This window comes from Metabacillus hrfriensis, from assembly GCF_030127205.1.
Taxonomy (GTDB): Bacteria; Bacillota; Bacilli; order Bacillales; family Bacillaceae; genus Bacillus_P; species Bacillus_P dongyingensis.
Genome location: NZ_CP126116.1, coordinates 2,246,294 through 2,271,973 on the forward strand (window position 1 = coordinate 2,246,294; position 25,680 = coordinate 2,271,973).

The 25,680-nt window shown below is 41.4% G+C and carries 22 protein-coding genes; all 22 read left to right on the forward strand.

Annotation, left to right across the window (positions count from 1 at the left end):
* The first annotated feature begins 1 nt into the window (after position 1).
* The gene (gene rseP / locus QLQ22_RS11195) at positions 2 to 1,264 is read left to right on the forward strand and encodes an RIP metalloprotease RseP (protein ID WP_223442405.1); all 1,263 of its coding nucleotides are present in this window, start codon (positions 2 to 4) and stop codon (positions 1,262 to 1,264) included.
* 103 nt (positions 1,265 to 1,367) lie between these two features.
* Positions 1,368 to 3,071, forward strand: a complete 1,704-nt coding sequence (locus QLQ22_RS11200) for a proline--tRNA ligase (protein WP_284016634.1) — start codon at positions 1,368 to 1,370, stop codon at positions 3,069 to 3,071.
* Positions 3,072 to 3,198: 127 nt separating this feature from the next.
* Positions 3,199 to 7,500, forward strand: coding sequence for a PolC-type DNA polymerase III (locus QLQ22_RS11205; RefSeq protein ID WP_284016635.1), 4,302 nt, complete (start codon positions 3,199 to 3,201; stop codon positions 7,498 to 7,500).
* Between the two features lie 320 nt (positions 7,501 to 7,820).
* Positions 7,821 to 8,294, forward strand: coding sequence for a ribosome maturation factor RimP (gene rimP, locus QLQ22_RS11210; RefSeq protein ID WP_223442414.1), 474 nt, complete (start codon positions 7,821 to 7,823; stop codon positions 8,292 to 8,294).
* 36 nt (positions 8,295 to 8,330) lie between these two features.
* Positions 8,331 to 9,464, forward strand: a complete 1,134-nt coding sequence (gene nusA / locus QLQ22_RS11215) for a transcription termination factor NusA (protein ID WP_223442417.1) — start codon at positions 8,331 to 8,333, stop codon at positions 9,462 to 9,464.
* 13 nt (positions 9,465 to 9,477) lie between these two features.
* The gene (gene rnpM / locus QLQ22_RS11220; protein ID WP_133311035.1) at positions 9,478 to 9,753 is read left to right on the forward strand and encodes an RNase P modulator RnpM; all 276 of its coding nucleotides are present in this window, start codon (positions 9,478 to 9,480) and stop codon (positions 9,751 to 9,753) included.
* A gap of 4 nt (positions 9,754 to 9,757) precedes the next feature.
* Entirely contained in the window at positions 9,758 to 10,060 is a 303-nt protein-coding gene (locus tag QLQ22_RS11225; RefSeq protein ID WP_070877287.1) for a YlxQ family RNA-binding protein, read from the forward strand.
* Between the two features lie 19 nt (positions 10,061 to 10,079).
* Complete coding sequence (infB, locus tag QLQ22_RS11230) at positions 10,080 to 12,260, forward strand: translation initiation factor IF-2 (protein ID WP_284016636.1); 2,181 nt, start codon at positions 10,080 to 10,082, stop codon at positions 12,258 to 12,260.
* Positions 12,257 to 12,535 (forward strand): DUF503 domain-containing protein, encoded by a 279-nt coding sequence (locus QLQ22_RS11235; protein ID WP_223442422.1) that lies wholly within the window; start codon positions 12,257 to 12,259, stop codon positions 12,533 to 12,535. Before infB ends, QLQ22_RS11235 begins: the two co-directional genes overlap by 4 nt.
* Before the next feature lie 15 nt (positions 12,536 to 12,550).
* Positions 12,551 to 12,907, forward strand: a complete 357-nt coding sequence (gene rbfA, locus QLQ22_RS11240) for a 30S ribosome-binding factor RbfA (RefSeq protein WP_070877290.1) — start codon at positions 12,551 to 12,553, stop codon at positions 12,905 to 12,907.
* A gap of 74 nt (positions 12,908 to 12,981) precedes the next feature.
* The gene (gene truB / locus QLQ22_RS11245; protein WP_284016637.1) at positions 12,982 to 13,896 is read left to right on the forward strand and encodes a tRNA pseudouridine(55) synthase TruB; all 915 of its coding nucleotides are present in this window, start codon (positions 12,982 to 12,984) and stop codon (positions 13,894 to 13,896) included.
* Positions 13,897 to 13,937: 41 nt separating this feature from the next.
* Positions 13,938 to 14,888 (forward strand): bifunctional riboflavin kinase/FAD synthetase, encoded by a 951-nt coding sequence (ribF, locus tag QLQ22_RS11250; protein ID WP_223442426.1) that lies wholly within the window; start codon positions 13,938 to 13,940, stop codon positions 14,886 to 14,888.
* Positions 14,889 to 15,012: 124 nt separating this feature from the next.
* Positions 15,013 to 15,282, forward strand: coding sequence for a 30S ribosomal protein S15 (gene rpsO, locus QLQ22_RS11255; RefSeq protein WP_223442428.1), 270 nt, complete (start codon positions 15,013 to 15,015; stop codon positions 15,280 to 15,282).
* A gap of 267 nt (positions 15,283 to 15,549) precedes the next feature.
* Positions 15,550 to 17,667 carry a polyribonucleotide nucleotidyltransferase gene (pnp, locus tag QLQ22_RS11260; protein ID WP_223442430.1) on the forward strand — a complete coding sequence of 706 codons (2,118 nt, stop codon included), beginning with the start codon at positions 15,550 to 15,552 and terminating at the stop codon, positions 17,665 to 17,667.
* Positions 17,668 to 17,792: 125 nt separating this feature from the next.
* Positions 17,793 to 18,752 carry a polysaccharide deacetylase family protein gene (locus QLQ22_RS11265; protein WP_223442432.1) on the forward strand — a complete coding sequence of 320 codons (960 nt, stop codon included), beginning with the start codon at positions 17,793 to 17,795 and terminating at the stop codon, positions 18,750 to 18,752.
* 53 nt (positions 18,753 to 18,805) lie between these two features.
* On the forward strand, positions 18,806 to 20,047 hold the full coding sequence (locus QLQ22_RS11270; RefSeq protein WP_252208628.1) for a M16 family metallopeptidase: 1,242 nt from the start codon (positions 18,806 to 18,808) through the stop codon (positions 20,045 to 20,047).
* A gap of 81 nt (positions 20,048 to 20,128) precedes the next feature.
* A complete protein-coding gene (locus QLQ22_RS11275) occupies positions 20,129 to 20,386 on the forward strand; it encodes a YlmC/YmxH family sporulation protein (RefSeq protein WP_223442438.1) in 258 nt (85 codons plus the stop codon).
* A 246-nt stretch (positions 20,387 to 20,632) separates the two neighbouring features.
* Positions 20,633 to 21,535, forward strand: coding sequence for a dipicolinic acid synthetase subunit A (gene dpaA, locus QLQ22_RS11280; protein ID WP_223442441.1), 903 nt, complete (start codon positions 20,633 to 20,635; stop codon positions 21,533 to 21,535).
* Positions 21,532 to 22,131, forward strand: coding sequence for a dipicolinate synthase subunit B (gene dpaB / locus QLQ22_RS11285; RefSeq protein WP_223442444.1), 600 nt, complete (start codon positions 21,532 to 21,534; stop codon positions 22,129 to 22,131). Before dpaA ends, dpaB begins: the two co-directional genes overlap by 4 nt.
* A gap of 138 nt (positions 22,132 to 22,269) precedes the next feature.
* A complete protein-coding gene (asd, locus tag QLQ22_RS11290; protein ID WP_223442445.1) occupies positions 22,270 to 23,313 on the forward strand; it encodes an aspartate-semialdehyde dehydrogenase in 1,044 nt (347 codons plus the stop codon).
* Between the two features lie 70 nt (positions 23,314 to 23,383).
* Entirely contained in the window at positions 23,384 to 24,598 is a 1,215-nt protein-coding gene (gene dapG / locus QLQ22_RS11295) for an aspartate kinase (protein WP_284016638.1), read from the forward strand.
* Positions 24,599 to 24,635: 37 nt separating this feature from the next.
* A complete protein-coding gene (dapA, locus tag QLQ22_RS11300) occupies positions 24,636 to 25,508 on the forward strand; it encodes a 4-hydroxy-tetrahydrodipicolinate synthase (protein WP_284016639.1) in 873 nt (290 codons plus the stop codon).
* The last annotated feature ends 172 nt before the right edge of the window (positions 25,509 to 25,680 follow it).

The window sequence follows — 25,680 nt, forward strand, 5'->3', positions numbered from 1 at the left end:
CGTGAATACCGTTTTAGCGTTTGTTATTATTTTTGGAGCACTCGTATTCTTTCACGAGCTGGGACATTTAGTTTTAGCAAAACGGGCAGGTATTTTATGCCGAGAATTTGCAATCGGGTTTGGACCGAAAATCTTTTCATTCATGAAAGATGAAACCGTCTATACCATCAGACTTCTTCCCCTTGGCGGATTTGTCCGCATGGCTGGTGAAGATCCAGAAATGATAGAAGTGAAGCCTGGATATAATGTAGGTTTGCTGTTTAATAAAGAAAATAAAGTTGAAAAAATCATCCTTAATAATAAGGAAAAATATCCCCGTGCAAGAGTCGTTGAAGTAGAACAGGCTGACCTTGAACATAAAATGTTCATTTCAGGCTATGAACAGGGAGAAGAGGATGAAATCCTGAAAAACTTTGAAGTTAGTGAAAAGTCTTTCTTCATTGTAGATGGTTCAGAGGTTCAAATTGCCCCTTATAACCGCCAGTTTGGTTCAAAAACGCTCGGACAGCGGACAGCTGCTATTATTGCAGGCCCGCTTATGAATTTTATTTTAGCGTTTGTTTTATTATTCTCTCTTGGGTTTATTCAAGGGGCTCCGATTGATGAACCGATTTTAGGGAAGCTGACGCCGGATGGCTCTGCTGTAGAGTCGGGACTTAAAGAAGGCGATGAAATTACATCCATTGAAGGAAAAGTGATGTCTTCATGGAAACAAGTCGTTTCAGTTATTCAGGCAAATCCTGAGCAAGAACTGACTTTTGCCATTAACCGAGGCGGTCAAAATCTTGAAGTTGAAGTGGTTCCGGAAGCAAGTAAAGTTGGGGAAGAAACAATCGGCAGAATTGGAGCTTACAATCCTGTTGAAAAATCTTTCGTCGGCTCATTGGAATATGGAGTAACGGAAACGTTCAATTGGACAAAGGAAATTGTGCTCGGTCTTGGCAAATTGGTCACTGGTCAGTTTTCAATCGACATGCTTTCGGGTCCGGTAGGAATTTATGACATGACAGATCAAGTAGCAAAAACAGGCTTCATCAACTTAATGAGCTGGGCTGCCATTTTGAGCATCAACTTAGGAATTGTCAATCTGCTTCCGATTCCGGCACTGGACGGGGGAAGGCTATTATTCTTCCTGGTCGAAGCGCTCCGAGGCAAACCGATAGACCGCCAAAAAGAAGGGGTCGTTCATTTTATCGGTTTTGCTTTATTGATGCTGTTAATGCTGGTTGTCACATGGAATGATATTCAAAGATTCTTTTTATAAGACTTTCCTATGAATGAGGCGGCGATGTCATTTTTTTAGAACCGTCGACTCGTTTGGTTAAACAAGACTTTTAGAATGTATAAATAGATAGAGGTGCTTGAAGATGAAACAGAGTATGACATTTATTCCTACTTTAAGAGAAGTGCCTGCAGACGCTGACATTAAAAGCCATCAGCTTTTATTGCGTGCAGGCTATGTGCGGCAAAATGCAAGCGGGATTTACAGTTACTTGCCGCTTGCTACCATTGTGCTAAAAAAAATTGAGCAAATTGTGCGAGAAGAAATGAATCGTGCGGGATCATCCGAGCTGTTAATGCCGGCTCTGCAGCAGGCAGAGCTTTGGCAGGAGTCTGGCAGATGGTATACGTACGGTCCTGAGCTTATGCGAATGAAAGACCGTCACAGCCGTGAATTCGCCCTTGGCGCAACGCATGAAGAAGTCATTACTTCTCTTGTGAGAGACGAAGTAAAATCGTATAAAAGACTTCCTTTGAATCTATTTCAAATTCAGTCTAAATTCAGAGATGAGAAACGTCCGCGTTTTGGTCTGCTTCGCGGCCGTGAATTTATTATGAAAGACGCTTACTCTTTTCACGCTTCTTTTGAAAGTCTTGATGAAGTGTACGAAAAAATGTACCAGGCATACAGCAATATTTTCTCGCGCTGCGGATTAAATTACCGTGCAGTAATTGCAGATTCCGGTGCAATGGGCGGGAAAGATACACATGAATTCATGGTGCTTTCTGAAGTAGGAGAAGATACGATTGCTTACTCAGACACCTCTCAATATGCAGCAAATATTGAAATGGCACCTGTCATTAATCAATATGAAAAAAGCGGCGAAGAAGCTCAAAGTCTAGAAAAGGTAGAAACGCCTGATCAAAAAACGATTGAAGAAGTTGCATCTTTCTTGAATACATCGAAAGAGCAATTAATTAAGTCTCTTCTTTTCAAAGTAGATGAGAAATTCGTATTAGTTTTAGTACGCGGTGATCATGAGGTTAACGACATTAAAATTAAAAACTTATACGGAGCTTCAATTGTAGAGCTTGCCACGGCCGAAGAGACAAAGCAGTCTGTCGGCGTAATGCCGGGCTATGTAGGTCCAGTTGCCGTCAGCTCAGAAGTAGAGATTATTGCAGATATGGCCGTTCAGGCAATTGTCAACGGCGTGTGCGGAGCTAACGAAGAGAACTTTCATTACACAGGCGTGAATATTGAACGTGATGCAAATGTCTCTCAATTTGCGGATTTAAGATTTATTAAAGAAGGAGACTTATCTCCTGATGGACAAGGTTTCATTCAATTTGCAAAAGGTATTGAAGTTGGCCATGTATTTAAACTTGGCACACGCTACAGTGAAGCTATGAATGCTACTTTCCTTGATGAAAACGGAAGAGCTCAGCCGATGATTATGGGCTGCTACGGTATAGGGGTTTCAAGAACACTAGCAGCAATCGTTGAACAATTCAACGATGAAAAAGGTATTGTATGGCCTGCAGCTGTTGCCCCGTTCCAGGTTCACCTAATTAGTGCAAATGCCAAAAATGATGTACAGGCTGAAGTAAGTGATAAATTATATGCAGATCTTAAAGAAGCTGGATTTGAAGTCCTTTATGATGACCGCAATGAACGTGCAGGAGTGAAATTTGCAGATTCAGATCTAATCGGCATTCCAGTAAGAGTCGTTGTCGGGAAACAGGCGGCGGACGGAATAGTTGAGATTAAGGACCGCAAAACAGGTGAAGGAATGGATGTTTCATTGTCTGATTTAACTGGCACCATTTCCAATTTATTATCCAATTAAAAAAGCATGAAGCTCTGTTTTATTCATGTTATGATAGAGTAAGTGAATAAAACATTTAAAGGTACCTCGCAAAGAGCGAGGTACCTTCAATTATGAGGATCGATTATTGTAAGAGGGGACGGTTAGAATGGACGAACTTTCGAAGGCTCAAAAAGAGCGATTTCAGCTTCTGCTTCAGCAAATCGATTTAACAGACGACGCTGTTTTTAATCATTTTAAAAATGGTGCGATCACAAAATTAACGGTCCATAAGCAGTCAAAGAAATGGGAATTTCAATTTTCATTTGACCGGATCCTTCCTTTTGAAGTGTACCGGATTTTTTATGCGAAATTAACAAAAGCATTCTCCCATATAGCTGATGTATCTTTTATAATCGCCGTTAATGATCAAACTTTTGATGAGAAATTAATTGCAGACTATTGGTCGGTTTGTGTGCAGGAAATGCAGGGAATCTCTCCTCCCATGCTCTCATTGCTGAATGAACAAATTCCTGAAGTACAAGGTTTAAAGCTGATTGTAAAAACGAGAAATGAAACCGAAGCGATGGCCATCAAGAAAAAATACACATCGGTTCTTCAGGACAGCTTTGCACAATATGGCTTTCCGCTCATACAGCTCGATACAACCGTGAATATATCAAAAGAAGAAATACAAAAGTTTCAAGAGCAAAAGAAGCTTGAAGATCAAGAGAAAATGATGCTTGCCATTACAGAAATGGATAAGAAAGATCAAGAACAGGAGGCTCCTCAGGGTCCTCTTATGATCGGCTATGCCATTAAGAATGACGAAGAAATCAAACAGATCAATACAATTGAAGATGAGGAACGCCGCATTACGATTCAAGGATATGTATTCGATGCTGAGACAAGAGAGCTTCGAAGCGGAAGAACATTGAGTACTTTTAAAGTAACAGACTATACAAACTCCATTTTAGTGAAAATGTTCGCACGTGATAAAGAAGACGCCGTTCTGCTGCAAACACTGAAAAAAGGAATGTGGGTGAAGGTTCGCGGAAGCATCCAGAATGATACATTTGTAAGAGACTTAGTCATGATTGCAAATGATATTAATGAAATCAAGCCTGAAATTCGTCAGGATACATCTGATGAAAAAAGAATAGAGCTTCATTTGCATACTCCGATGAGCCAAATGGATGCTGTGTCATCTGTCAGTTCTTTAGTCGGCCAAGCAAGCAAATGGGGACATCCTGCTGTAGCGATCACAGATCACGCTGTTGCCCAGTCCTTTCCTGAAGCGTATTCCGCAGGCAAGAAAAACGGCATCAAAGTTTTATACGGTGTTGAAATTAACCTCGTTGATGACGGAGTCCCGATTGCTTATAACGCGCAGGACCGCTTTTTGCCAGAAGCAACATATGTCGTATTTGACGTAGAGACAACCGGCTTATCAGCTGTTTACGATACGATTATTGAACTTGCAGCTGTTAAAATCAGAAATGGCGAAATCATCGACCGGTTTGAATCGTTTGCAAATCCACATCATCGTCTATCAGCGACAACAATAGAACTAACCGGCATAACAGATGATATGGTAGCAACAGCTCCAAACGTAGACGAAGTGCTCCGCAGGTTCAAAGAGTGGGCCGGAGACGACATATTAGTTGCACATAATGCAAGCTTTGATATGGGCTTCTTAAACGTTGGCTATAAACAGCTGCTTGGTGCAGGTAAAGCAGCCAACCCTGTCATCGATACTCTTGAACTTGGAAGATTTTTATATCCTGAGCTGAAAAGCCACAGGTTAAATACACTTGCTAAAAAGTTTGATATTGAACTGACTCAGCATCACCGGGCTATTTTTGACGCAGAAGCAACAGGTTACCTCCTTCTCAGAATGCTGAAGGATGCCGCCCAAAAAGGAATTGAGAATCATAACCAGCTTAATGATAATATGGGACAGGGCAATGCCTATCAGAGGGCGCGTCCTTATCATGCCATCCTGCTTGCCCAAAATGAAATTGGCTTAAAAAACCTATTTAAACTTGTGTCACTTTCTCATATTGACTATTTCTATCGTGTTGCACGCGTCCCAAGGTCTCAGCTTATCAAGCATCGAGAAGGCATTCTCGTGGGGTCAGCATGTGACCGCGGGGAAGTGTTTGAAGGGATGATGCAAAAGTCTCCCGAGGAAGTTGAAGATATTGCAGCTTTTTATGATTACCTTGAGGTGCAGCCTCCTGAAGTATACCGTCATTTAATTCAAATGGAGTATATCAAGGACGAAATGGCACTGAAAGAAATCATCACGAACCTTGTGAATCTAGGAGAAAAGCTTGAAAAACCGGTTGTTGCAACTGGAAATGTACACTATCTTCAGCCTGAGGATAAAATTTACCGCAAGATTCTAGTAAACTCTCAGGGCGGTGCGAATCCGCTGAACCGGCACGAGCTGCCAAACGTTCACTTCAGACCCACGAATGAAATGCTCGATTGCTTTAGTTTCCTCGGGAAAGAGAAAGCCCGTGAAATTGTTATTGACAATACGCATCGCGTAGCAGAATTAATTGATGAAATTAAGCCAATCAAAGACGACCTTTATACACCTAAAATCGATGGGGCAGACGATGAAATCCGTGAAATGAGCTACAGTATGGCGAGAAGCATTTATGGCGATCATCTTCCGGAAATTGTCGAAGCAAGACTTGAAAAGGAATTGAAAAGCATTATCGGCCACGGCTTTGCCGTTATCTATCTGATTTCGCACAAGCTTGTTAAAAAATCTCTGGACGATGGATATCTTGTAGGTTCCAGGGGTTCTGTCGGTTCATCCTTGGTTGCGACGATGACCGAGATAACAGAGGTTAATCCGCTGCCGCCGCATTATGTTTGTCCTGACTGCAAGCATTCTGAATTCTTTAATGATGGATCAGTAGGTTCCGGGTTTGACTTGGCGAACAAAGACTGTCCGGAATGTGGAGCCAAATATCATAAAGATGGACATGATATCCCGTTTGAAACGTTCCTTGGATTTAAAGGAGACAAAGTTCCTGATATCGATTTGAACTTCTCTGGAGAATATCAGCCGAGAGCCCATAATTACACTAAGGACCTTTTTGGTGAAGATAACGTGTTCCGTGCCGGAACAATCGGGACAGTCGCTGAGAAAACAGCTTACGGATATGTGAAAGGCTACGCAGGCGACAATAACTTAATGCTCAGAAATGCAGAAGTTGACCGTCTTGTTCAAGGCTGTACAGGCGTAAAAAGAAATACCGGACAGCATCCGGGCGGAATCATCGTTGTACCCGATTATATGGATATTTATGATTTTTCGCCGATTCAATTTCCAGCCGATGCTACAGGCTCTGAATGGAAAACAACTCACTTTGACTTCCACTCTATTCATGATAATTTGCTGAAGCTTGATATTCTTGGCCACGACGATCCAACCGTAATCAGGATGCTTCAGGATTTAAGCGGAATTGATCCGAAAACGATCCCGACTGATGATAAGGAAGTTATGAAGATATTCAGCGGAACAGAATCACTTGGCGTAACAGAAGAACAGATTATGTGTAAAACCGGAACACTTGGAATTCCCGAGTTCGGTACCCGCTTTGTCCGTCAAATGCTTGAAGACACAAAGCCGACTACTTTCTCTGAGCTTGTGCAAATCTCGGGACTTTCCCACGGTACGGATGTATGGCTTGGGAATGCCCAGGAATTGATTCATGATAATACTTGTACGCTGAGCGAAGTGATCGGCTGCCGTGATGATATTATGGTTTATTTAATTTATCAGGGACTTGAACCTTCATTTGCTTTTAAAATTATGGAGTCTGTTCGTAAGGGTAAGGGGCTTACACCTGAGATGGTGGAAGAAATGAAAAAGAACGAGGTTCCTGACTGGTACATCAGTTCATGCCTTAAGATAAAGTACATGTTCCCGAAAGCACATGCTGCAGCATATGTTTTGATGGCTGTCCGCATTGCCTATTTTAAAGTGCATCATGCCCTGCTTTATTATTCTGCTTACTTTACTGTTCGTGCCGATGATTTTGACATCGAAACAATGGTAAAAGGTTCTGAACCAATCAAAGCAAAGATAGTAGAGATTAATCAAAAAGGACTTGAGGCATCTCCGAAAGAAAAGAGCTTGCTGACAGTGCTTGAACTTGCCCTTGAAATGTGCGAGCGCGGATATTCTTTTCAAAAAGTAGATTTATACAGATCCAGCGCAACAGACTTCCTGATTGACGGGAAATCTTTAATTCCGCCATTCAATTCTATTCCAGGGCTTGGAACAAATGCTGCCATCAATATTGTAAAAGCAAGACAGGACGGAGAATTTCTGTCGAAAGAAGACCTTCAGCAGCGCGGGAAGGTTTCTAAAACAATTATTGAATATCTCGATAAGCAAGGCTGTCTAGAGTCGCTCCCTGATCAAAATCAGCTGTCGCTGTTTTGATTTTTTTGACGGAACTGTGAATTGGGAAATATTCACTGAATTTTTCCCGGAGAAAAATCTTGCATTATCGTCTGAAATACCTTACGCAGTTTGATTTTAATTTGCAAAAAATGGCCGGTTATGTTATATTTTTTATGGAAATGCTAACGATAGTTAGAGGCAGAGAGTGGGGCAACCCACTCTTTCGTATTGAGTAGAGATATTATTGTCTCTTCATTCGGATCGCGTGTTGTGTACATACATTCCCTGCTCAATATGAAGCAGGGTTTTTCAGCAACTAATAGTGTCACATTTGCTTCTATTTCACAAGGAGGAACGGGATGAGCAAAAAAGTTACTGAAATCGTAGCAGAATTAGCTTTGCCGATTTTAGATGAATTAACATTGGAACTAGTGGATATTGAATTCGTAAAAGAAGGAAAAGAATGGTTTTTGCGCGTATTCATAGATTCAAGTGATGGAATCGACATTGAGCATTGCGCGATTGTAAGCGAAAAACTGAGTGAAAAATTAGATGAAACAGATCCAATCGAACAAAATTATTTTCTTGAAGTTTCATCGCCTGGTGCGGAGCGTCCGCTTAAGAAGGATTCTGACTTCACAAAATCAATCGGCAAAAATGTTTATATTAAAACATATGAGCCTTTTGAAGGATCGAAAGTATTTGAAGGAGAGCTTACTGCTTTTGATGGTGAGCATGTAATTGTGACGATTTTAATTAAAACACGCAAAAAACAAATTCAAATACCTTACGAAAAAATCGCCAGTGCCCGGCTCGCTGTCACGTTCAATTAAATAAACCGATAGATGGATAAGGGGGAGACCGTAAAGATGAGTAATGAACTTTTAGATGCCTTAACAATTCTTGAAAAAGAAAAAGGCATCAGTAAAGAAGTGATCATTGAAGCAATTGAAGCTGCATTGATCTCCGCTTATAAGCGTAATTTTAACCAGGCTCAGAATGTGCGCGTTGATTTAAACCGCGAAACAGGAACAATGAGAGTCTTTGCAAGAAAAGATGTTGTTGATGAAGTATATGATCCAAGGCTTGAAGTTTCAGTAACAGAAGCTCAAAGCGTGAATCCAAGCTATCAGGTAAATGATGTTCTTGAGATGGAAGTAACGCCAAAAGACTTCGGCCGAATTGCAGCGCAGACTGCCAAACAAGTCGTAACCCAGCGTGTGCGCGAGGCAGAACGCGGTGTGATTTACTCTGAATTTGTAGATCGCGAAGAAGATATCATGACTGGAATTGTCCAAAGAATTGACTCTAAATTTATTTATGTCAGTCTTGGGAAAATTGAGGCTCTGCTTCCTGTAAGCGAACAAATGCCAAACGAAAAATACAAGCCGCATGACCGCATTAAAGTATTTATTACAAAGGTCGAAAAAACAACAAAAGGACCTCAAATTTTCGTTTCCCGCACTCATCCTGGTTTATTAAAACGATTATTTGAAATTGAGGTTCCTGAGATTTATGACGGCACGGTTGAAATTAAATCGGTTGCGCGCGAAGCTGGCGACCGTTCAAAAATTTCTGTGCACTCGGACAATCCTGAAGTCGATCCTGTGGGTTCATGTGTTGGTCCAAAAGGTCAGCGTGTGCAGGCTATCGTAAATGAGTTAAAAGGCGAAAAGATTGATATCGTAAAATGGTCAAACGATCCTGTTGATTTTGTTGCCAATGCTCTAAGTCCTTCAAAAGTTCTTGATGTGAATGTGAACGAGGATGACAAAGCAACAACAGTGGTTGTGCCTGATTATCAATTATCGCTTGCTATTGGCAAAAGAGGCCAAAATGCAAGGTTAGCGGCAAAATTGACAAACTGGAAGATTGATATTAAAAGTGAGACAGACGCTCTGCAAATGGGCATTTACCCTCGTGCAGGAGCAAATGTCCCGCTTGATGAAAGCGATGACGATGAACCGCTTTTTTCTTTCAATCAAGATGAATTAGACAAGTAAGAGGTGAGGCAATGTGAACAATCAAAGAAAAGTTCCGCTGCGCAAATGTGTTGCGACTGGAGAAATGAAACCGAAAAAAGAACTTGTTCGTATTGTCCGTTCAAAAGAAGGAGAAGTTTCCGTTGATCCAACCGGCAAGAAAAACGGACGCGGAGCTTACCTCTCACTTGATAAAGACTGTATTTTACAAGCTAAGAAGAAGAATGTACTGGCTAATCACCTGCAAGTAAAGATTGAAGATGCCATCTACGAAGAATTGCTTCAGCTAGCTGAGAAGGAGAAACATTAATGGTATGGTAAAACATCAATGGATGTCCTTATTGGGCTTAGCAAATCGGGCAAGAAAGATTGTTTCAGGAGAAGAACTTGTCATCAAAGAAGTTAGACAATCCCGTGCAAAACTTGTTCTGCTCTCAAAAGATGCATCAGAAAATACTGCTAAAAAGGTTCATGATAAATGCAGTTTTTACAACATTCCTGTTGTCTCGGTCCCGGATCGTTACCTGTTAGGTCAGGCGATTGGAAAGGATGCTCGAGTCGTTGTGGCATTAGTTGATGCAGGCTTTGCTGCAAAAATGAAAACCTTGCTCGATTAAATTTCTTGGGGGTGACCATATGACGAAAATGAGAGTTTACGAATATGCAAAAAAACAAAACATATCCAGCAAGGATGTTATAACAGCCTTGCAGAGTATGAATGTTGAAGTCAGCAACCATATGTCAACAATTGATGATCATGTAATCGTCAAACTGGACGGAAAATACAAGGCAGATAAGAATGAAACAACAAAATCCATTTCTGTCAAACAAAGGGAAGATCACAAAACGCCTATGCAAAAACAAGAGAATACTAACAACACAAAACCGGCTAATCCAACTAAACCAGCAGCAAAAAGCGGCAGCAAGCCGTTTAATCAGCAGGGAAAATCAAACAATAACCGCAATAACAATAACAAGAAAAATTTCGGGAATAAGAAAAACAACAGCAGCAGCAATCAGCGCAGACCGCAAGGCGGAGCTCCTGTACAGCCTAAAAAAGAATTGCCAAGCAAAATTACATTTACAGGCAGCCTTACAGTAGGTGAATTAGCAGGCAAGCTTCATAAAGAGCCTTCTGAAATCATTAAAAAGTTATTCATGCTTGGCGTTATGGCAACAATCAATCAGGATCTTGATAAAGATTCAATCGAATTGATTGCCGGCGAGTATGGTGTGGAAGTTGAAGAAGTGATTGTTTTTGATGTAACTGAATTTGAAGGCTATGCAACAGAGGATCAAGAAGATCAGCTTCAAATCCGTCCGCCGGTTGTTACGATTATGGGTCACGTTGACCATGGTAAAACAACTCTGCTCGACTCGATTCGAAATACAAAAGTTACAGCAGGCGAAGCTGGCGGTATCACTCAGCATATCGGCGCGTATCAGGTTGTTGTAAACAACAAAAAAATTACATTCCTTGATACTCCGGGACATGCTGCATTTACAACGATGCGTGCCCGCGGTGCTCAAGTAACAGATATTACAATCCTAGTTGTTGCTGCAGATGATGGCGTTATGCCTCAAACAGTGGAAGCTATCAGCCATGCAAAAGCGGCTGAAGTTCCAATCATTGTCGCTGTAAACAAAATGGATAAAGAATCAGCAAACCCTGACCGCGTGATGCAGGAGCTGACTGAATACGGTTTAGTATCAGAAGCATGGGGCGGGGACACGATTTTTGTTCCGCTTTCAGCCTTATCAGGTGATGGAATTGAAGAATTGCTTGAAATGATCCTGCTTGTAAGTGAAGTAGAAGAATGGAAAGCAAATCCTAATCGGGCAGCGACAGGAACTGTTATTGAAGCACAGCTTGATAAAGGCCGCGGTTCAGTAGCGACACTTCTTGTACAAAATGGAACACTGCGTGTTGGCGACTCAATTGTAGTAGGTAATACATTCGGCCGCGTCCGTGCAATGGTTAATGATCTTGGCCGCCGCGTGAAGGAAGTAGGTCCATCTACCCCTGTAGAAATTACAGGCCTCAGTGATGTGCCGCAGGCAGGCGATCAGTTCATGGTGTTCACTGATGAGAAAAAAGCCCGTCAAGTTGGAGAAGCGCGTGCAAGCAAACAGCTTGATGAACAGCGTAAAGAAGGCGCGAAACTAAGCCTTGATGACCTGTTTGAACAAATTAAACAGGGCGATATCAAAGATATCAACCTTATCGTAAAAGCGGATGTTCAAGGATCTGCTGAAGCTTTAGCTGCATCTCTTCAAAAAATTGATGTAGAAGGCGTTAAAGTAAAAATCATCCTGACAGGCGTTGGAGCAATTACTGAATCTGACATTATTTTAGCATCTGCTTCAAATGCGATTGTTATCGGATTTAACGTTCGCCCTGATGGGAATGCTAAAAGAACGGCTGATGAAGAAAAAGTAGACATTCGTCTGCACCGCATCATCTATAAAGTAATTGAAGAGATTGAGGCAGCGATGAAGGGAATGCTTGACCCTGAATTTGAAGAAAAAGTCATTGGTCAAGTTGAAGTTCGTCAAACAATTAAAGTATCTAAGATCGGTACAATTGCCGGTTCATATGTGACTGACGGCAAAATCACCCGCGACAGCAGCATCCGCGTTATTCGTGACGGAGTAGTCGTATTTGAAGGTGAAGTAGACGTTCTGAAACGATTTAAAGATGATGTAAAAGAAGTTGCGCAAAACTATGAGTGCGGTATTACAATTAAAAACTTCAATGATATTAAAGAAGGAGATATCATCGAAGCATACGTCATGCAGGAAATTGAGCGCAAGTGATTGGATATGCAGAGTGTGAGTGCATCATTTATGATGCACAATCATTGAAGGACAAACGGGCTGTTTTACAGCGCATTTTGATGAGACTGAAGCAGAGGCACAATGTCTCTGTTTCAGAAATTGATTTTCAGGATACCTGGCAGAGAACCAAGATTGGCATCGTCGCCATCACATCAAATAAAGTTCAAACGGAAAAGGAATTGAACAAAGCGCTTGCTATGATTGATTCTTTTCCTGAAATTGAACGCGCTGTAACCTCGTTTGATTGGCTTTAACAGTGAGGTGATAGCATGAGTTTACGAGCGAACAGAGTCGGCGAACAAATGAAAAAGGAATTAGGCGAGATCATCAGCAGGAAAATTAAAGATCCCCGCATCGGATTTGTTACGGTGACAGATGTAAGAGTTTCCGGAGATCTGCAAATTGCAAAAGTCTACATTTCAGTTCTTGGAGATGAAGAAAAGAGAGAAAACACTTTAAAAGGCCTTGCAAAAGCAAAAGGCTTTATCCGTTCTGAAATCGGACAGCGCATAAGGCTGAGAAAAACGCCTGAAATCCTTTTTGAATTTGATGAATCCGTTGATTATGGGAACCGGATCGAAACACTGATCCACGAAATTAATCAAGAAAACAAGCAGGAAGATTAAAAGGAGAGGATAGACATCAGTCTATCCTTTTCGTTTATGTATTCTTAAATGAGCAGAAGGGCGGAAAGTGAGCAATGGAAGGTGTTTTGTTAATAAATAAGCCTGCTGGAATGACCTCTCATGATTGCGTGGCCAAAATGAGAAGGATTGCCAAAACGAAAAAAATCGGACATACAGGGACGCTTGATCCGGATGTTACAGGGGTTCTGCCTGTGTGTATTGGTCGTGCAACAAAGATAGTTGAATACTTAACTGCAGCATCAAAGACATATGAAGCAGAAGTTACTTTAGGCTTCTCAACGACCACAGAGGATGCGTCTGGCGAAGTTGTTGAAAAGAAAATAGTGGACACTGTCATTACTATGAAAGATGCCGAAGAAGCGCTGCACGCTTTGACAGGTGAGATTGATCAGGTTCCTCCGATGTATTCGGCAGTGAAAATAGGCGGAAAAAAATTGTACGAATACGCCAGAGCAGGACAGACGATTGAGAGGCCAAAAAGAAAAATCAGAATTCATGAGATGACAATCTTATCAGACATAGAAGCTAAAGAAGACACGGTTTCTTTTCGTTTTAAAGTTCAATGTTCCAAAGGTACATATGTAAGAACACTTGCTGTGATGATCGGCGAACAATTGGGCTATCCTGCCCATATGTCACATTTGATAAGAACAGCATCAGGTCCGTTTTTAATTGATCAATGCCACACCTTTGAAGAAATTGAAAAAAAGGCAGATGAGAGCAGCCTGCAGGATATTCTTATTCCAATCAGCACAGCATTAAATCATTTGCCCAAAATGTCCATAAATGATACATTAGCAAAGAAAGTGAAAAATGGTGCTGTGCTTGAGGTTCCGGCTGGTTTTGAACATGTTGCGGCTGAAGATTCGATTGCCGTATATGATGAACAGGGAACTTGCCTCGCGATTTATAAGCAGCATCCTGAAAAACCTCACTTCCTTAAACCTTCCAAAGTCCTTGTCATCTGACCTGGCGGGAAGAAAGCTGATACAGAAAAGGTGAAACACGAGTGAAAACGATCAAACTAACGCATCCGCACTCTTTAAATGACATAGAAATGCCCCAGCTGGCAATGGCTCTTGGCTATTTTGACGGCGTTCATCGCGGGCATCAGGAAGTTATCTTGACAGCTAAAAAAACAGCAGAAGAAAAAGGATTAAAAAGTGCAGTTATGACGTTTGATCCTCATCCTTCGGTCGTTTTAAGAAAAAATATTCAGCATGTCGAGGCCATTACAACTCTGCAGGATAAAATTGATTTAATTGAAAAGCTTGAAATTGATTATCTTTTTATCGTGCAATTTTCCGAGGACTTTGCAGCACTGCTGCCCCAGGAATTCGTTGACCAATACATTATCAGGCTGAATGTAAAGCACGTAATAGCAGGCTTTGATTATTCTTATGGAAGGCTTGGCAAAGGAACGATGGAATCCTTGCCGTTTCATTCAAGAAGCGCTTTTGAACAAACGACAATCAGCAAGCAGACAGATCATGACCGCAAAATCAGTTCAACTCTGATCAGAGAGGTGCTGAGAAGCGGGGATGTCGAGTATGCTTCACGCCTTCTAAACAGGCCGCACAGAGTAAACGGCACAGTTATACACGGAGATAAGCGAGGCCGGACGATTGGCTTTCCAACGGCAAATATAGAGCTTGACGGGGCATACATAATCCCTCCGACAGGGGTGTACGCGGTCAGATTTCAAATAGACGATGAGGTTTATAACGGGGTATGCAATATTGGCTACAAACCAACCTTTTATGATGAAAAAAAAGTAAAACCAAGCATTGAAGTCCATATTTTTGAGTTTAATAAATCTATATATGGAAAGAATGTTTCTATATTCTGGTATAAACGGATAAGAAGCGAGCAAAAATTCAGTTCGATCGACGAACTGATCGAGCAAATTGGAAAAGATAAAGCTTCCGCTGAGCAATTTTTTCAAGATCTGCAAGATTAACACTTGCCTTCTGCCCGGAAAAATAGTATTCTAATAAATGTAACTTTTATAACCATTGCTTGGCAGAACGATTCACCAACGTTTGCTCGGTAATTGGGGTTTTTAAATGAAGGAGGTGAATAGGATGGCAATCACTCAAGAACGTAAGAATGAAATTATCACTGAGTACAGAACGCATGATACGGACACTGGTTCTCCAGAAGTTCAAATCGCTATCCTAACTGAGGATATTAACAATCTTAATGGACATTTACGTGTTCATAAGAAAGACCACCATTCACGTCGCGGTCTTTTGAAAATGGTAGGTAAACGCCGTAATCTTTTGACGTACCTGCGCAATAAAGACGTAACTCGTTATCGTGACCTAATCAACAAGCTTGGTTTACGCCGATAATCTTTGAAAAGCGGGAGAATTCCCGCTTTTTTAGTGTATTAAAATAAGAATAGCAAAAATGCCCAGGACAGATCCGTTCTGACTGAGGACCTACGTGCTGCAGCTGAACACGAAAGCGGAAATTTATCTATTCTTATCGATTAATAATAAGATATTCACGCGATCTATTTACATACCGGAATAACATTGATATGTTGAAATTAAATGGTTCATAATAATACATAAATGTATGTTGTGACTTATATGACGAGAGGAGTTCATTCTTATATGGGACAAGAAAAACAAGTGTTCTCCATTGATTGGGCTGGAAGAGAATTGACCGTTGAAGTTGGCCAGCTGGCAAAACAGGCTAACGGCGCGGCACTGATCCGCTATGGAGACACAGCTGTATTAAGTACAGCAACAGCATCAAAAGAACCGAAAACAGTTGATTTTTTCCCGTTAACTGTCAATTATGAAGAGCGCCTTTATGCAGTTGGTAAAATTCCTGGTGGATTTATAAAACGCGAAGGCCGTCCAAGTGAAAAAGCAATCCTTGCAAGCCGTCTGATTGACCGTCCATTGCGACCATTGTTTGCTGACGGTTTCCGAAATGAAGTCCAGGTTGTCAGCATTGTAATGAGTGTCGATCAGGACTGTTCATCTGAAATGGCAGCAATGTTCGGGTCATCCCTTGCTTTAACTGTATCTGACATTCCGTTTGAAGGTCCGATTGCAGGTGTAGTTGTCGGCCGTGCAGATGATCAATTTATCATCAATCCTACAGTTGAACAAATGGATAAAAGTGATATCAATCTAATTGTAGCAGGCACAAAAGATGCTATTAACATGGTAGAAGCAGGAGCTAATGAAGTACCTGAAGAAACAATGCTTGAGGCGATCATGTTCGGTCATAATGAAATCAAACGTCTGATTGCATTCCAAGAAGAGATTGCAGCTCAAGTCGGGAAAGCAAAAACAGAAGTGAAACTATATGTTCTTGATGCGGATCTTGAGACAAGCATTCGTGAAATGGCTGAAAAAGACTTGCTGTCAGCAATTCAAGTGCAGGAAAAACATGCACGCGAAGAAGCAATAAATGAAGTGAAGAAAACAGTAGTAGCCCATTTTGAAGAGCAGGAAGCAGAAGCTGACACTCTTAAACAAGTGAAAGAAATCCTTTCTAAATTAGTCAAACAAGAAGTCCGCCGCCTGATCACTGAAGATAAGGTCCGCCCGGATGGCCGAAAAATTGATGAGATCCGCCCTCTTTCTTCAGAAGTCGGCTTGTTATCCCGCACACATGGTTCAGGTCTGTTCACACGCGGGCAAACTCAGGCTCTCAGCATTTGTACGCTTGGAGCACTTGGAGATGTCCAGATTCTTGATGGTCTTGGCATTGAAGAAACAAAACGCTTTATGCATCATTACAATTTCCCGCTGTTCAGCGTAGGGGAAACTGGATTTATGCGCGGACCTGGACGCCGTGAAATCGGTCATGGAGCGCTCGGCGAAAGAGCTCTTGAGCCTGTTATTCCTTCAGAAAAGGATTTCCCGTACACAGTCCGTCTTGTATCAGAAGTTCTTGAATCAAACGGTTCAACATCACAAGCAAGTATTTGCGCAAGCACACTTGCCATGATGGATGCCGGTGTTCCGCTTAAAGCTCCTGTAGCAGGAATTGCAATGGGCCTTGTGAAGTCAGGAGAACATTACTCTGTGCTGACTGATATTCAGGGAATGGAAGACCACCTTGGAGATATGGACTTTAAAGTTGCAGGTACAGCTAAAGGCGTAACTGCCCTTCAAATGGATATTAAAATTGAGGGATTATCCCGTGAAATTTTAGAAGAAGCTCTTTTGCAGGCAAAAAAAGGACGCATGGAAATCCTTGATTCAATGCTTGCAACAATTAAAGAGCCGCGTACAGAGCTTTCTCAGTATGCTCCTAAAATCTTAATGATGGCGATTAACCCTGATAAAATCCGAGATGTTATTGGGCCAAGCGGTAAACAAATCAATAAAATCATCGAAGAAACTGGCGTTAAAATTGACATTGAACAAGACGGAACGGTCTTTATTTCTTCAACGAATGAGGAAATGAATCAAAAAGCGAAACAAATTATTGAAGACATTGTCCGCGAAGTTGTTGTTGGACAAATGTATTTAGGAAAAGTGAAGCGCGTTGAAAAGTTCGGTGCTTTCGTTGAAATATTCAATGGCAAAGACGGTTTAGTACACATTTCTGAACTCGCAGAAGAGCGCGTTGGAAAAGTTGAGGATGTTGTTAAAATCGGTGATGAGTTGCTTGTGAAGGTAACTGAAATTGATAAACAAGGTCGTGTCAATCTTTCTAGAAAAGCAGTTCTTCGTGACGAGAAAGAAAAAGAAAAGCAAAATTCTTAAAGTGTAGAAGCCAGGGAAGCTAGTCTGGCTTCTTTTTGCTTTTTTCTCCTTTTTTTGCATCTATTGCACATGTTCTACCTTGTCCCCTTCGTACATATTTTCTAGTAAAAAGGGGGAAGACAAACATGAAGAGGTTCCATTATTTAAGCGTCGCGCTCATATTGATCATAACTGCTGCTCTCATTCAGAATCCATATACAACAGCCTATGTGTCTACAATGAAATTTGAAGATGTTTCAGCTGTAAAGCAGCCCGATGAACTCTACCAGACAATCGCTGCAAAGGTGAAGGATTATGAAAAGCCGGCACAGGATGCTCAAATACATACGGTCTGGAAAGCGACTCCTGGCTACAATGGCCTAACCATTGATATTGATGAGTCGTATGAGAAGATGAAGAAAATAGGAAAATTTGATGAAAAGCAGATTGTCTTTAAGCAGGTAAAGCCAAAAGTGCACTTATCTGATCTGCCTCCAGCCCCAATTTACAGAGGGCATCCTGATAAAACGATGGTTTCCTTTCTCATTAATGTTGCCTGGGGCAATGAATATCTTCCATCAATGCTTGAAGTGCTTGATAAGCATGGAGTAAAAGCCACCTTTTTCTTAGAAGGAAGATGGGCAAAAGAAAATCCTGCACTCGTTAAAACAATAAAAGAGGCAGGTCATGAAATTGGGAATCATTCCTATTCCCATCCTGATATGGCAAGGATCACAACAGATCAAATCCGTAAACAGATTGGTTCAACAAATGAGGTCATCAAAGAGATTACAGGTGCCGCTCCAGTGTGGTTCGCACCTCCAAGCGGAAGCTTCAGGCAGGATGTGATTACCGTAGCAGATGAATTTAAGATGGAGACAGTGCTTTGGTCCGTTGATACAATTGACTGGCAAAAGCCTGAGCCCGGCGTTTTAGTTGAACGTGTTCTTAAAAAGGTTCATAATGGTGCTATGATTCTCATGCATCCCACTGATTCCTCGTCGAGAAGTTTAGAAACATTGATTCAGTCAATTAAACAGAAGGGATATTCTTTCGGTTCTGTATCAATGCTCTTGGATGAAGAACGGCTGCCGGCATCAAACTGACAAGTTTCACATATTCATCAGATCCATGGAGCTTACAGATAGGAGGAAAAAGATTGATTAAAAAGTATACATGCCAAAATGGTGTAAGAATAGTGCTCGAAAATATCCCTCATGTTAGATCGGTTGCAATTGGGGTATGGATTGGAACAGGCTCAAGAAATGAAAATGAAAAAAACAATGGGATTTCTCACTTTTTAGAGCATATGTTTTTCAAAGGAACAAAAACAAGATCAGCACGTGAAATAGCTGAATCATTTGACAGCATCGGAGGGCAAGTAAACGCTTTTACTTCCAAAGAATATACATGCTATTATGCGAAGGTGCTTGATGAACATTCAGATTATGCGCTCGAAGTCCTTGCAGATATGTTCTTCAACTCAACGTTTGATGATATTGAACTGAAAAAAGAAAAAAATGTTGTATATGAAGAAATTAAAATGTATGAAGATACTCCTGACGATATCGTACATGATTTGCTCAGCAAAGCTACATACGGTAATCATCCTCTTGGTTATCCGATCTTAGGAACGGAAGAAACGCTTGCCAAATTTGAAAGCGACACATTAAGAGAGTATATGGATCAATATTATACTCCGGAGAATGTTGTGATTTCTGTAGCAGGCAATATTTCTGAGAGCTTTATTTCAGAAGTTGAAAAACAATTCGGTTCGTTTGAAACGTCTCAAAAGGGAACTGAAGTCGGTGCACCGGCATTCATGAATCAGAAGCTTGCGCGCAAAAAGGATACTGAGCAGGCTCACCTTTGCATCGGTTTTGACGGACTTCAAGTCGGACATGAAAAAATCTATGATTTAATCGTATTAAACAACGTTCTTGGCGGCAGCATGAGCTCAAGACTGTTCCAGGATGTCCGTGAGCAAAAAGGACTTGCCTATTCAGTCTTTTCCTATCACTCCTCATATCAGGATAATGGCATGCTGACGATTTACGGAGGCACAGGGCGTGCACAGCTTGATGTTCTGTTTGAAACGATCCAGGAAACGCTTGCTACATTAAAAAAAGAAGGCATAACTGCCAAAGAGCTCACAAACAGCATAGAACAAATGAAAGGCAATTTGATGCTAAGCTTAGAAAGCACAAACAGCCGCATGAGCCGAAACGGTAAGAATGAACTCCTTCTTGGGCGCCATCGCAGCCTGGATGAAATGATCGAAATGATAAATGAAGTAACTGAAGATAATGTCAATGCTCTTGCAAAACAATTATTTACAGATGATTACTCCATTGCTCTGATCAGCCCGGACGGAAAGCTTCCTTCTGCCTTAAAACAATAATCAGTCAAGACCTGCAGGCATCTTCCTGCAGGTCTTTTTTGTGTCCAAATGGATATATATGATAAAAAGGATGGTGATTTCATGAGGCTGAGCGAGCTTAGCGGGAAAGAAATTGTGGATGTGAAAAGAGCAGAGAGATTAGGAATTTTAGGACAGACGGACCTGGAAATTAATGAGCAGACCGGACAAATAACTGCACTTGTCATTCCATCAGTAAAATGGTTCGGATTCAGAAAGCAGGGAAATGAAATCAGAGTACCCTGGCTTCACATAAAAAAGATCGGCACCGATATGATTATTCTAGACATAGAAGATGATCAAATAAAACTTTTAGAGTAAAAGCGATTGGACGCCAATCGCTTTTTTTGATGGGATCAGCTTCAAAGTGCCTGCCTGAAAAATGATTTATTTTTCCTGGGCTTAAGTTATTCGCCGCTGATTTCAATTCAATTTCAGGTCTCACAATAATATGCGTTAAAGTCTATCACCCCGCTTGCTGATTTTACATAAGATGTTTAAGTAAGTTCACTCAGGATTCAATAAATATGAATATATACATCGCGAAAAAGTAGGTGAAAGGGTCGTATGTTAACAGGGCTTAATATAGCAGTCATTGGAGGAGATGCTCGGCAGCTGGAGGTCATCCGGAAATTGACGGAACTAGATGCAAAGCTTTTTTTAGTAGGCTTTGACCAGCTTGATCATGGATTTACCGGAGCCGCGAAATTGAAGCTTGCTGAAGTGCATTTTGAAGAAATAGATGTCATTATTTTGCCTGTTCCCGGAACGAATTTAGAGGGGCACGTCGATACAATTTTCTCCAATGAAGAAGTAGTGTTAACGGAGGAAATCATCAAAAGAACACCTCCTCATTGCATCATTTATTCTGGAATCAGCAATTCATACTTAGACGGAATAATTGATGGATCGAACCGGGAACTTGTTCAGCTTTTTGAAAGAGATGATGTAGCGATCTACAATTCCATTCCGACCGTAGAAGGAACAATTATGATGGCTATTCAGCACACTGATTTTACGATTCACGGTTCTAGAATTGCTGTACTTGGACTTGGACGTGTAGGAATGAGCGTAGCCCGTACATTCTCGGCACTTGGAGCAAAAGTGAAGGTTGGAGCAAGAAAGTCTTCGCATATTGCAAGAATTATTGAAATGGGGCTTGAGTCCTTTCAGCTTGAGGATCTTGAAAATGAAGTTTCTCAAATAGATATCTGCATTAATACGATTCCTTATCACATCGTGACGGCAAAAGTGATTTCTAAAATGCCTGCCCACACACTGATTATTGACCTTGCATCAAAGCCGGGAGGAACGGATTTTAAATATGCTGAAAAAAGGGGCATAAAAGCATTGCTCGCACCGGGTCTTCCGGGAATAGTTGCCCCGAAAACGGCCGGTCAGATTGTGGCGAATGTATTGGCGGCGCTGCTTACAGAGGAATTCTCCAAAAGGAAGGGGTCATCATCATGAAGGTTAATGGCAAAAGAATCGGATTTGGATTGACAGGGTCTCACTGCACATATGATGCAGTTTATCCGCAGATTAAACGATTGATTGACGAAGGAGCAGATGTGATGCCTGTCGTCACAAATACGGTAAAAGTTACAAACACAAGATTTGGCGAAGGGGAAGAGTGGATAAAAAAGATTGAAGAGCTGACAGGTCATAAAGTCATTGATTCAATTGTAGGAGCCGAACCGCTTGGACCGAAAATTCCGCTTGACTGCATGGTTGTTGCTCCGATGACAGGAAATTCAATGAGCAAACTTGCAAATGCCATGACAGAATCACCGGTGCTGATGGCTGCGAAGGCTACTTTAAGAAACCATAAGCCGGTTGTACTTGGCATTTCTACGAATGACGGGCTTGGTTTAAATGGGGCGAATCTAATGAAGCTGATGGCTGCAAAAAATATATATTTTATTCCATTTGGCCAGGATGCTCCATTTAAAAAGCCAAATTCTTTAGTTGCCAAAATGGACTTATTATTGGAAACAGTGGAAGCAGCATTAGAGCATTCGCAGTTTCAGCCGGTAATCATTGAAAAATTTCGTGATGACGAATAGCCTGCTAATTGGTAGAATAGAAGGCAAGAAAAATCATGGTTGAATAATGAATACACCTAGTCTATGATAAACTAATACGCAATATGATATGAAGTTAATCCGATAGTATACGGATAATCGCGGAAGGAGTTTTGATGTATGAATACAAATGGTTATCATGTTGCTGTTCTTGGCGCAACAGGCGCGGTCGGACAGCAAATGCTGCAGACGTTGGAAGAGCGTGACTTTCCTATTTCTAAATTGACTTTATTGTCTTCTGCAAGATCAGCCGGCAAAAAAGTGATGTTTAAAGGAGAGGAATATGAAGTTCAGGCTGCAAGCCCTGACAGCTTTAAAGGCGTACAGATTGCACTTTTCAGCGCAGGCGGCAGTGTTTCTAAAGAATTTGCTCCTGAAGCTGTCAAGCACGGGGCAATTGTTGTTGATAATACTAGTGCCTTCCGCATGGATGAGCATGTTCCGCTTGTTGTTCCGGAGGTAAACGAGAAAGATTTAAACGAACATAACGGCATTATTGCCAATCCAAACTGCTCTACCATACAAATGGTTGTCGCCCTTGAACCTTTGCGTCAGGCTCATGGCTTAAACAAAGTAATCGTATCGACATACCAGGCTGTATCAGGTTCAGGCGCCGCTGCAATTGAAGAACTGAAAACTCAGTCGGAAGCAATCTTGAAAGGCGAAGAGTTTACTCCTGAAATTCTGCCTGTAAAAGGGGACAAAAAGCATTTTCAGATCGCTTTTAATGCGATTCCTCAAATTGACAAGTTTGAAGAAAATGGTTTTACTTTCGAAGAAATGAAAATGATGAATGAAACGAAAAAAATCATGCACATGTCAAATCTTGAAATAGCAGCTACGTGCGTGCGAATTCCGGTAGAGACTGGTCATTCTGAATCTGTTTACATTGAACTTGATTCGGATTCTGTCAGCGTGAAAGATATTCATGAATTATTAAAAGATGCACCAGGAGTTACTCTTCAGGATGATCCGCATACACAAACATATCCAATGCCTGCCGACTGTGTAGGAAAAAATGATGTGTTTGTAGGACGTATCCGCAAAGATCCTGATCGTGCAAACGGCTTCCATTTATGGATCGTGTCTGATAATCTTTTAAAAGGCGCAGCATGGAATTCCGTTCAAATTGCAGAAAGCCTAGTAAAATTGAAATTAGTATAAGCAGGATCGAAGAGAGCGAGGGTACATATTACCTGCTCTCTTCTCTTACGTATAGAGTCGGGGTGTAAGGATGAAAATAATCGTTCAAAAGTTCGGCGGAACATCTGTTAAAGATGATCACGGCCGGAAAATGGCTTTAAAACATATAAGAGATGCATTAAAAGAGCAGTATAAAGTGGTAGTAGTCGTCTCAGCAATGGGCAGAAACGGAGACCCGTACGCGACAGATTCCTTTTTAAATCTTCTATACGGCGGAACAGCTTCGATTTCAAAGCGGGAACAGGATATGCTGTTATCCTGCGGAGAAACCATCTCTTCCGTAGTTTTCACAAGCATGCTGAAGTCAGAAGGAATTTCAGCATCTTCACTGAGCGGAGCGCAGGCAGGATTTTTAACAAATGAAGATTATACAAATGCAAAAATCCTTGATATGAGGTGCGAACGTCTTAGAAGGGAACTTGATCACAATGACGTGGTTGTAGTAGCAGGCTTCCAGGGAGCTACAAAGAGCGGAGATATAACAACCATCGGCAGGGGCGGAAGCGATACCTCCGCAGCAGCGCTGGGAGCGGCACTTGAAGCAGAATTTATTGATATTTTCACAGATGTAGAAGGTGTCATGACCGCAGATCCAAGAATTGTTGAAAATGCAAAGCCTCTTACAACAGTAACGTATACTGAGATTTGCAACTTGGCTTATCAGGGTGCAAAAGTTATTCACCCCAGAGCTGTTGAAATTGCGATGCAGGCAAAAGTTCCAATCAGAATCCGCTCCACCTATTCCGAAGGCCTTGGTACACTTGTTACATCCCATCATTCGGAAAATTTGGGCAGTGATATTAATGACAGACTGATCACCGGAATCGCCAATGTGTCGAATGTCACACAGATCCATGTATCTGCCAAAGAAGGTCAATACGAGGTGCAGACTGAGGTATTTAAATCAATGGCGCGTGCAGGAATCAGCGTGGATTTCTTCAATATTACGCCAAGATCTGTCATTTATACAGTTGCTGAAGAAGTAACGGACGATGCCATAAAAATATTAAGAGGCATGGATTATGAACCATCCGTCAAAAGACATTGTGCAAAAGTTTCTACAGTTGGAGCGGGAATAGCAGGAGTGCCCGGTGTAACTGCAAAAATTGTAACGGCATTGTCTGAACAGGGAATACAAATTCTTCAATCCGCAGATAGTCATACGACAATTTGGGTATTGGTAAAAGAAGAGGATATGATCAATGCAGTAAACGCTCTTCATGAAGCGTTCGATCTCTCGAACTAGCTGAAAGACTTGAAGAGGATAAAAAAGGAGTGTCACAATGATTGACTTTGGTAAGATATCTACAGCTATGGTAACCCCATTTGATAAAAATGGAAACATTGATTTTGCTAAAACTTCACAGCTTGTAAATTTTTTAATTAAGAATGGGTCTGACTCATTAGTTGTGGCAGGAACAACTGGGGAATCTCCTACACTCACATCAGAAGAAAAGATTGCATTATTCAAGCATGTTGTCTCTGAAGTGAACGGCAGAGTGCCTGTTATTGCCGGTACGGGAAGCAACAATACAAAAGCATCAATCAACCTTACAAAAAAGGCAGAAGCTGCAGGAGTTGACGCAGTTATGCTTGTAGCACCTTACTACAATAAGCCGAATCAAGAAGGGCTATACCTGCATTTTAAAACCATTGCAGAGGCAACTGAGCTTCCTGTAATGATTTACAATGTCCCGGGACGCACAGCAGTAAGTATTTCTCCTGATACCATTGTCCGCCTTGCAGAGCTTCCAAATGTGGTCGCTGTGAAAGAAGCGAGCGGTGATTTGGATGCAATGTCTGAAATTATCTCAAAAACTCCAGAGGACTTTGCATTATATTCTGGAGATGACGGCTTAACACTTCCTGTTCTTTCAATCGGGGGTGCGGGGATTGTTTCTGTAGCATCACATGTAATCGGCAATGAAATGCAGGAAATGATCACAGCTTTTAACGCGGGTGAAAATGTAAGAGCAGGCGCCATTCATCGTAAGCTGCTTCCCATTATGAAGCAGCTATTTAAAGCCCCTAATCCGGTACCGGTTAAAACGGCTCTTCAGCTTAAAGGCCTGGACGTCGGACCTGTAAGATTGCCGCTCATCTCATTAACTGAAACGGAAAGAAATGAACTGACGAATGTTATCACTTCCATCTAAAACCAGAGGACCAATCATAGATTGGTCCTTTTTTACATCAATATATGAATATTTCCTCATTTTCTTTTCATTTCCTGCTTAGATTTCAGCCGCAAGAGATTATTTCCTTGTATTCCATTTCTTTCATCAGTTATAATAAGCATTAGTTGTATTGGACGGGTTCAGGGAGGAT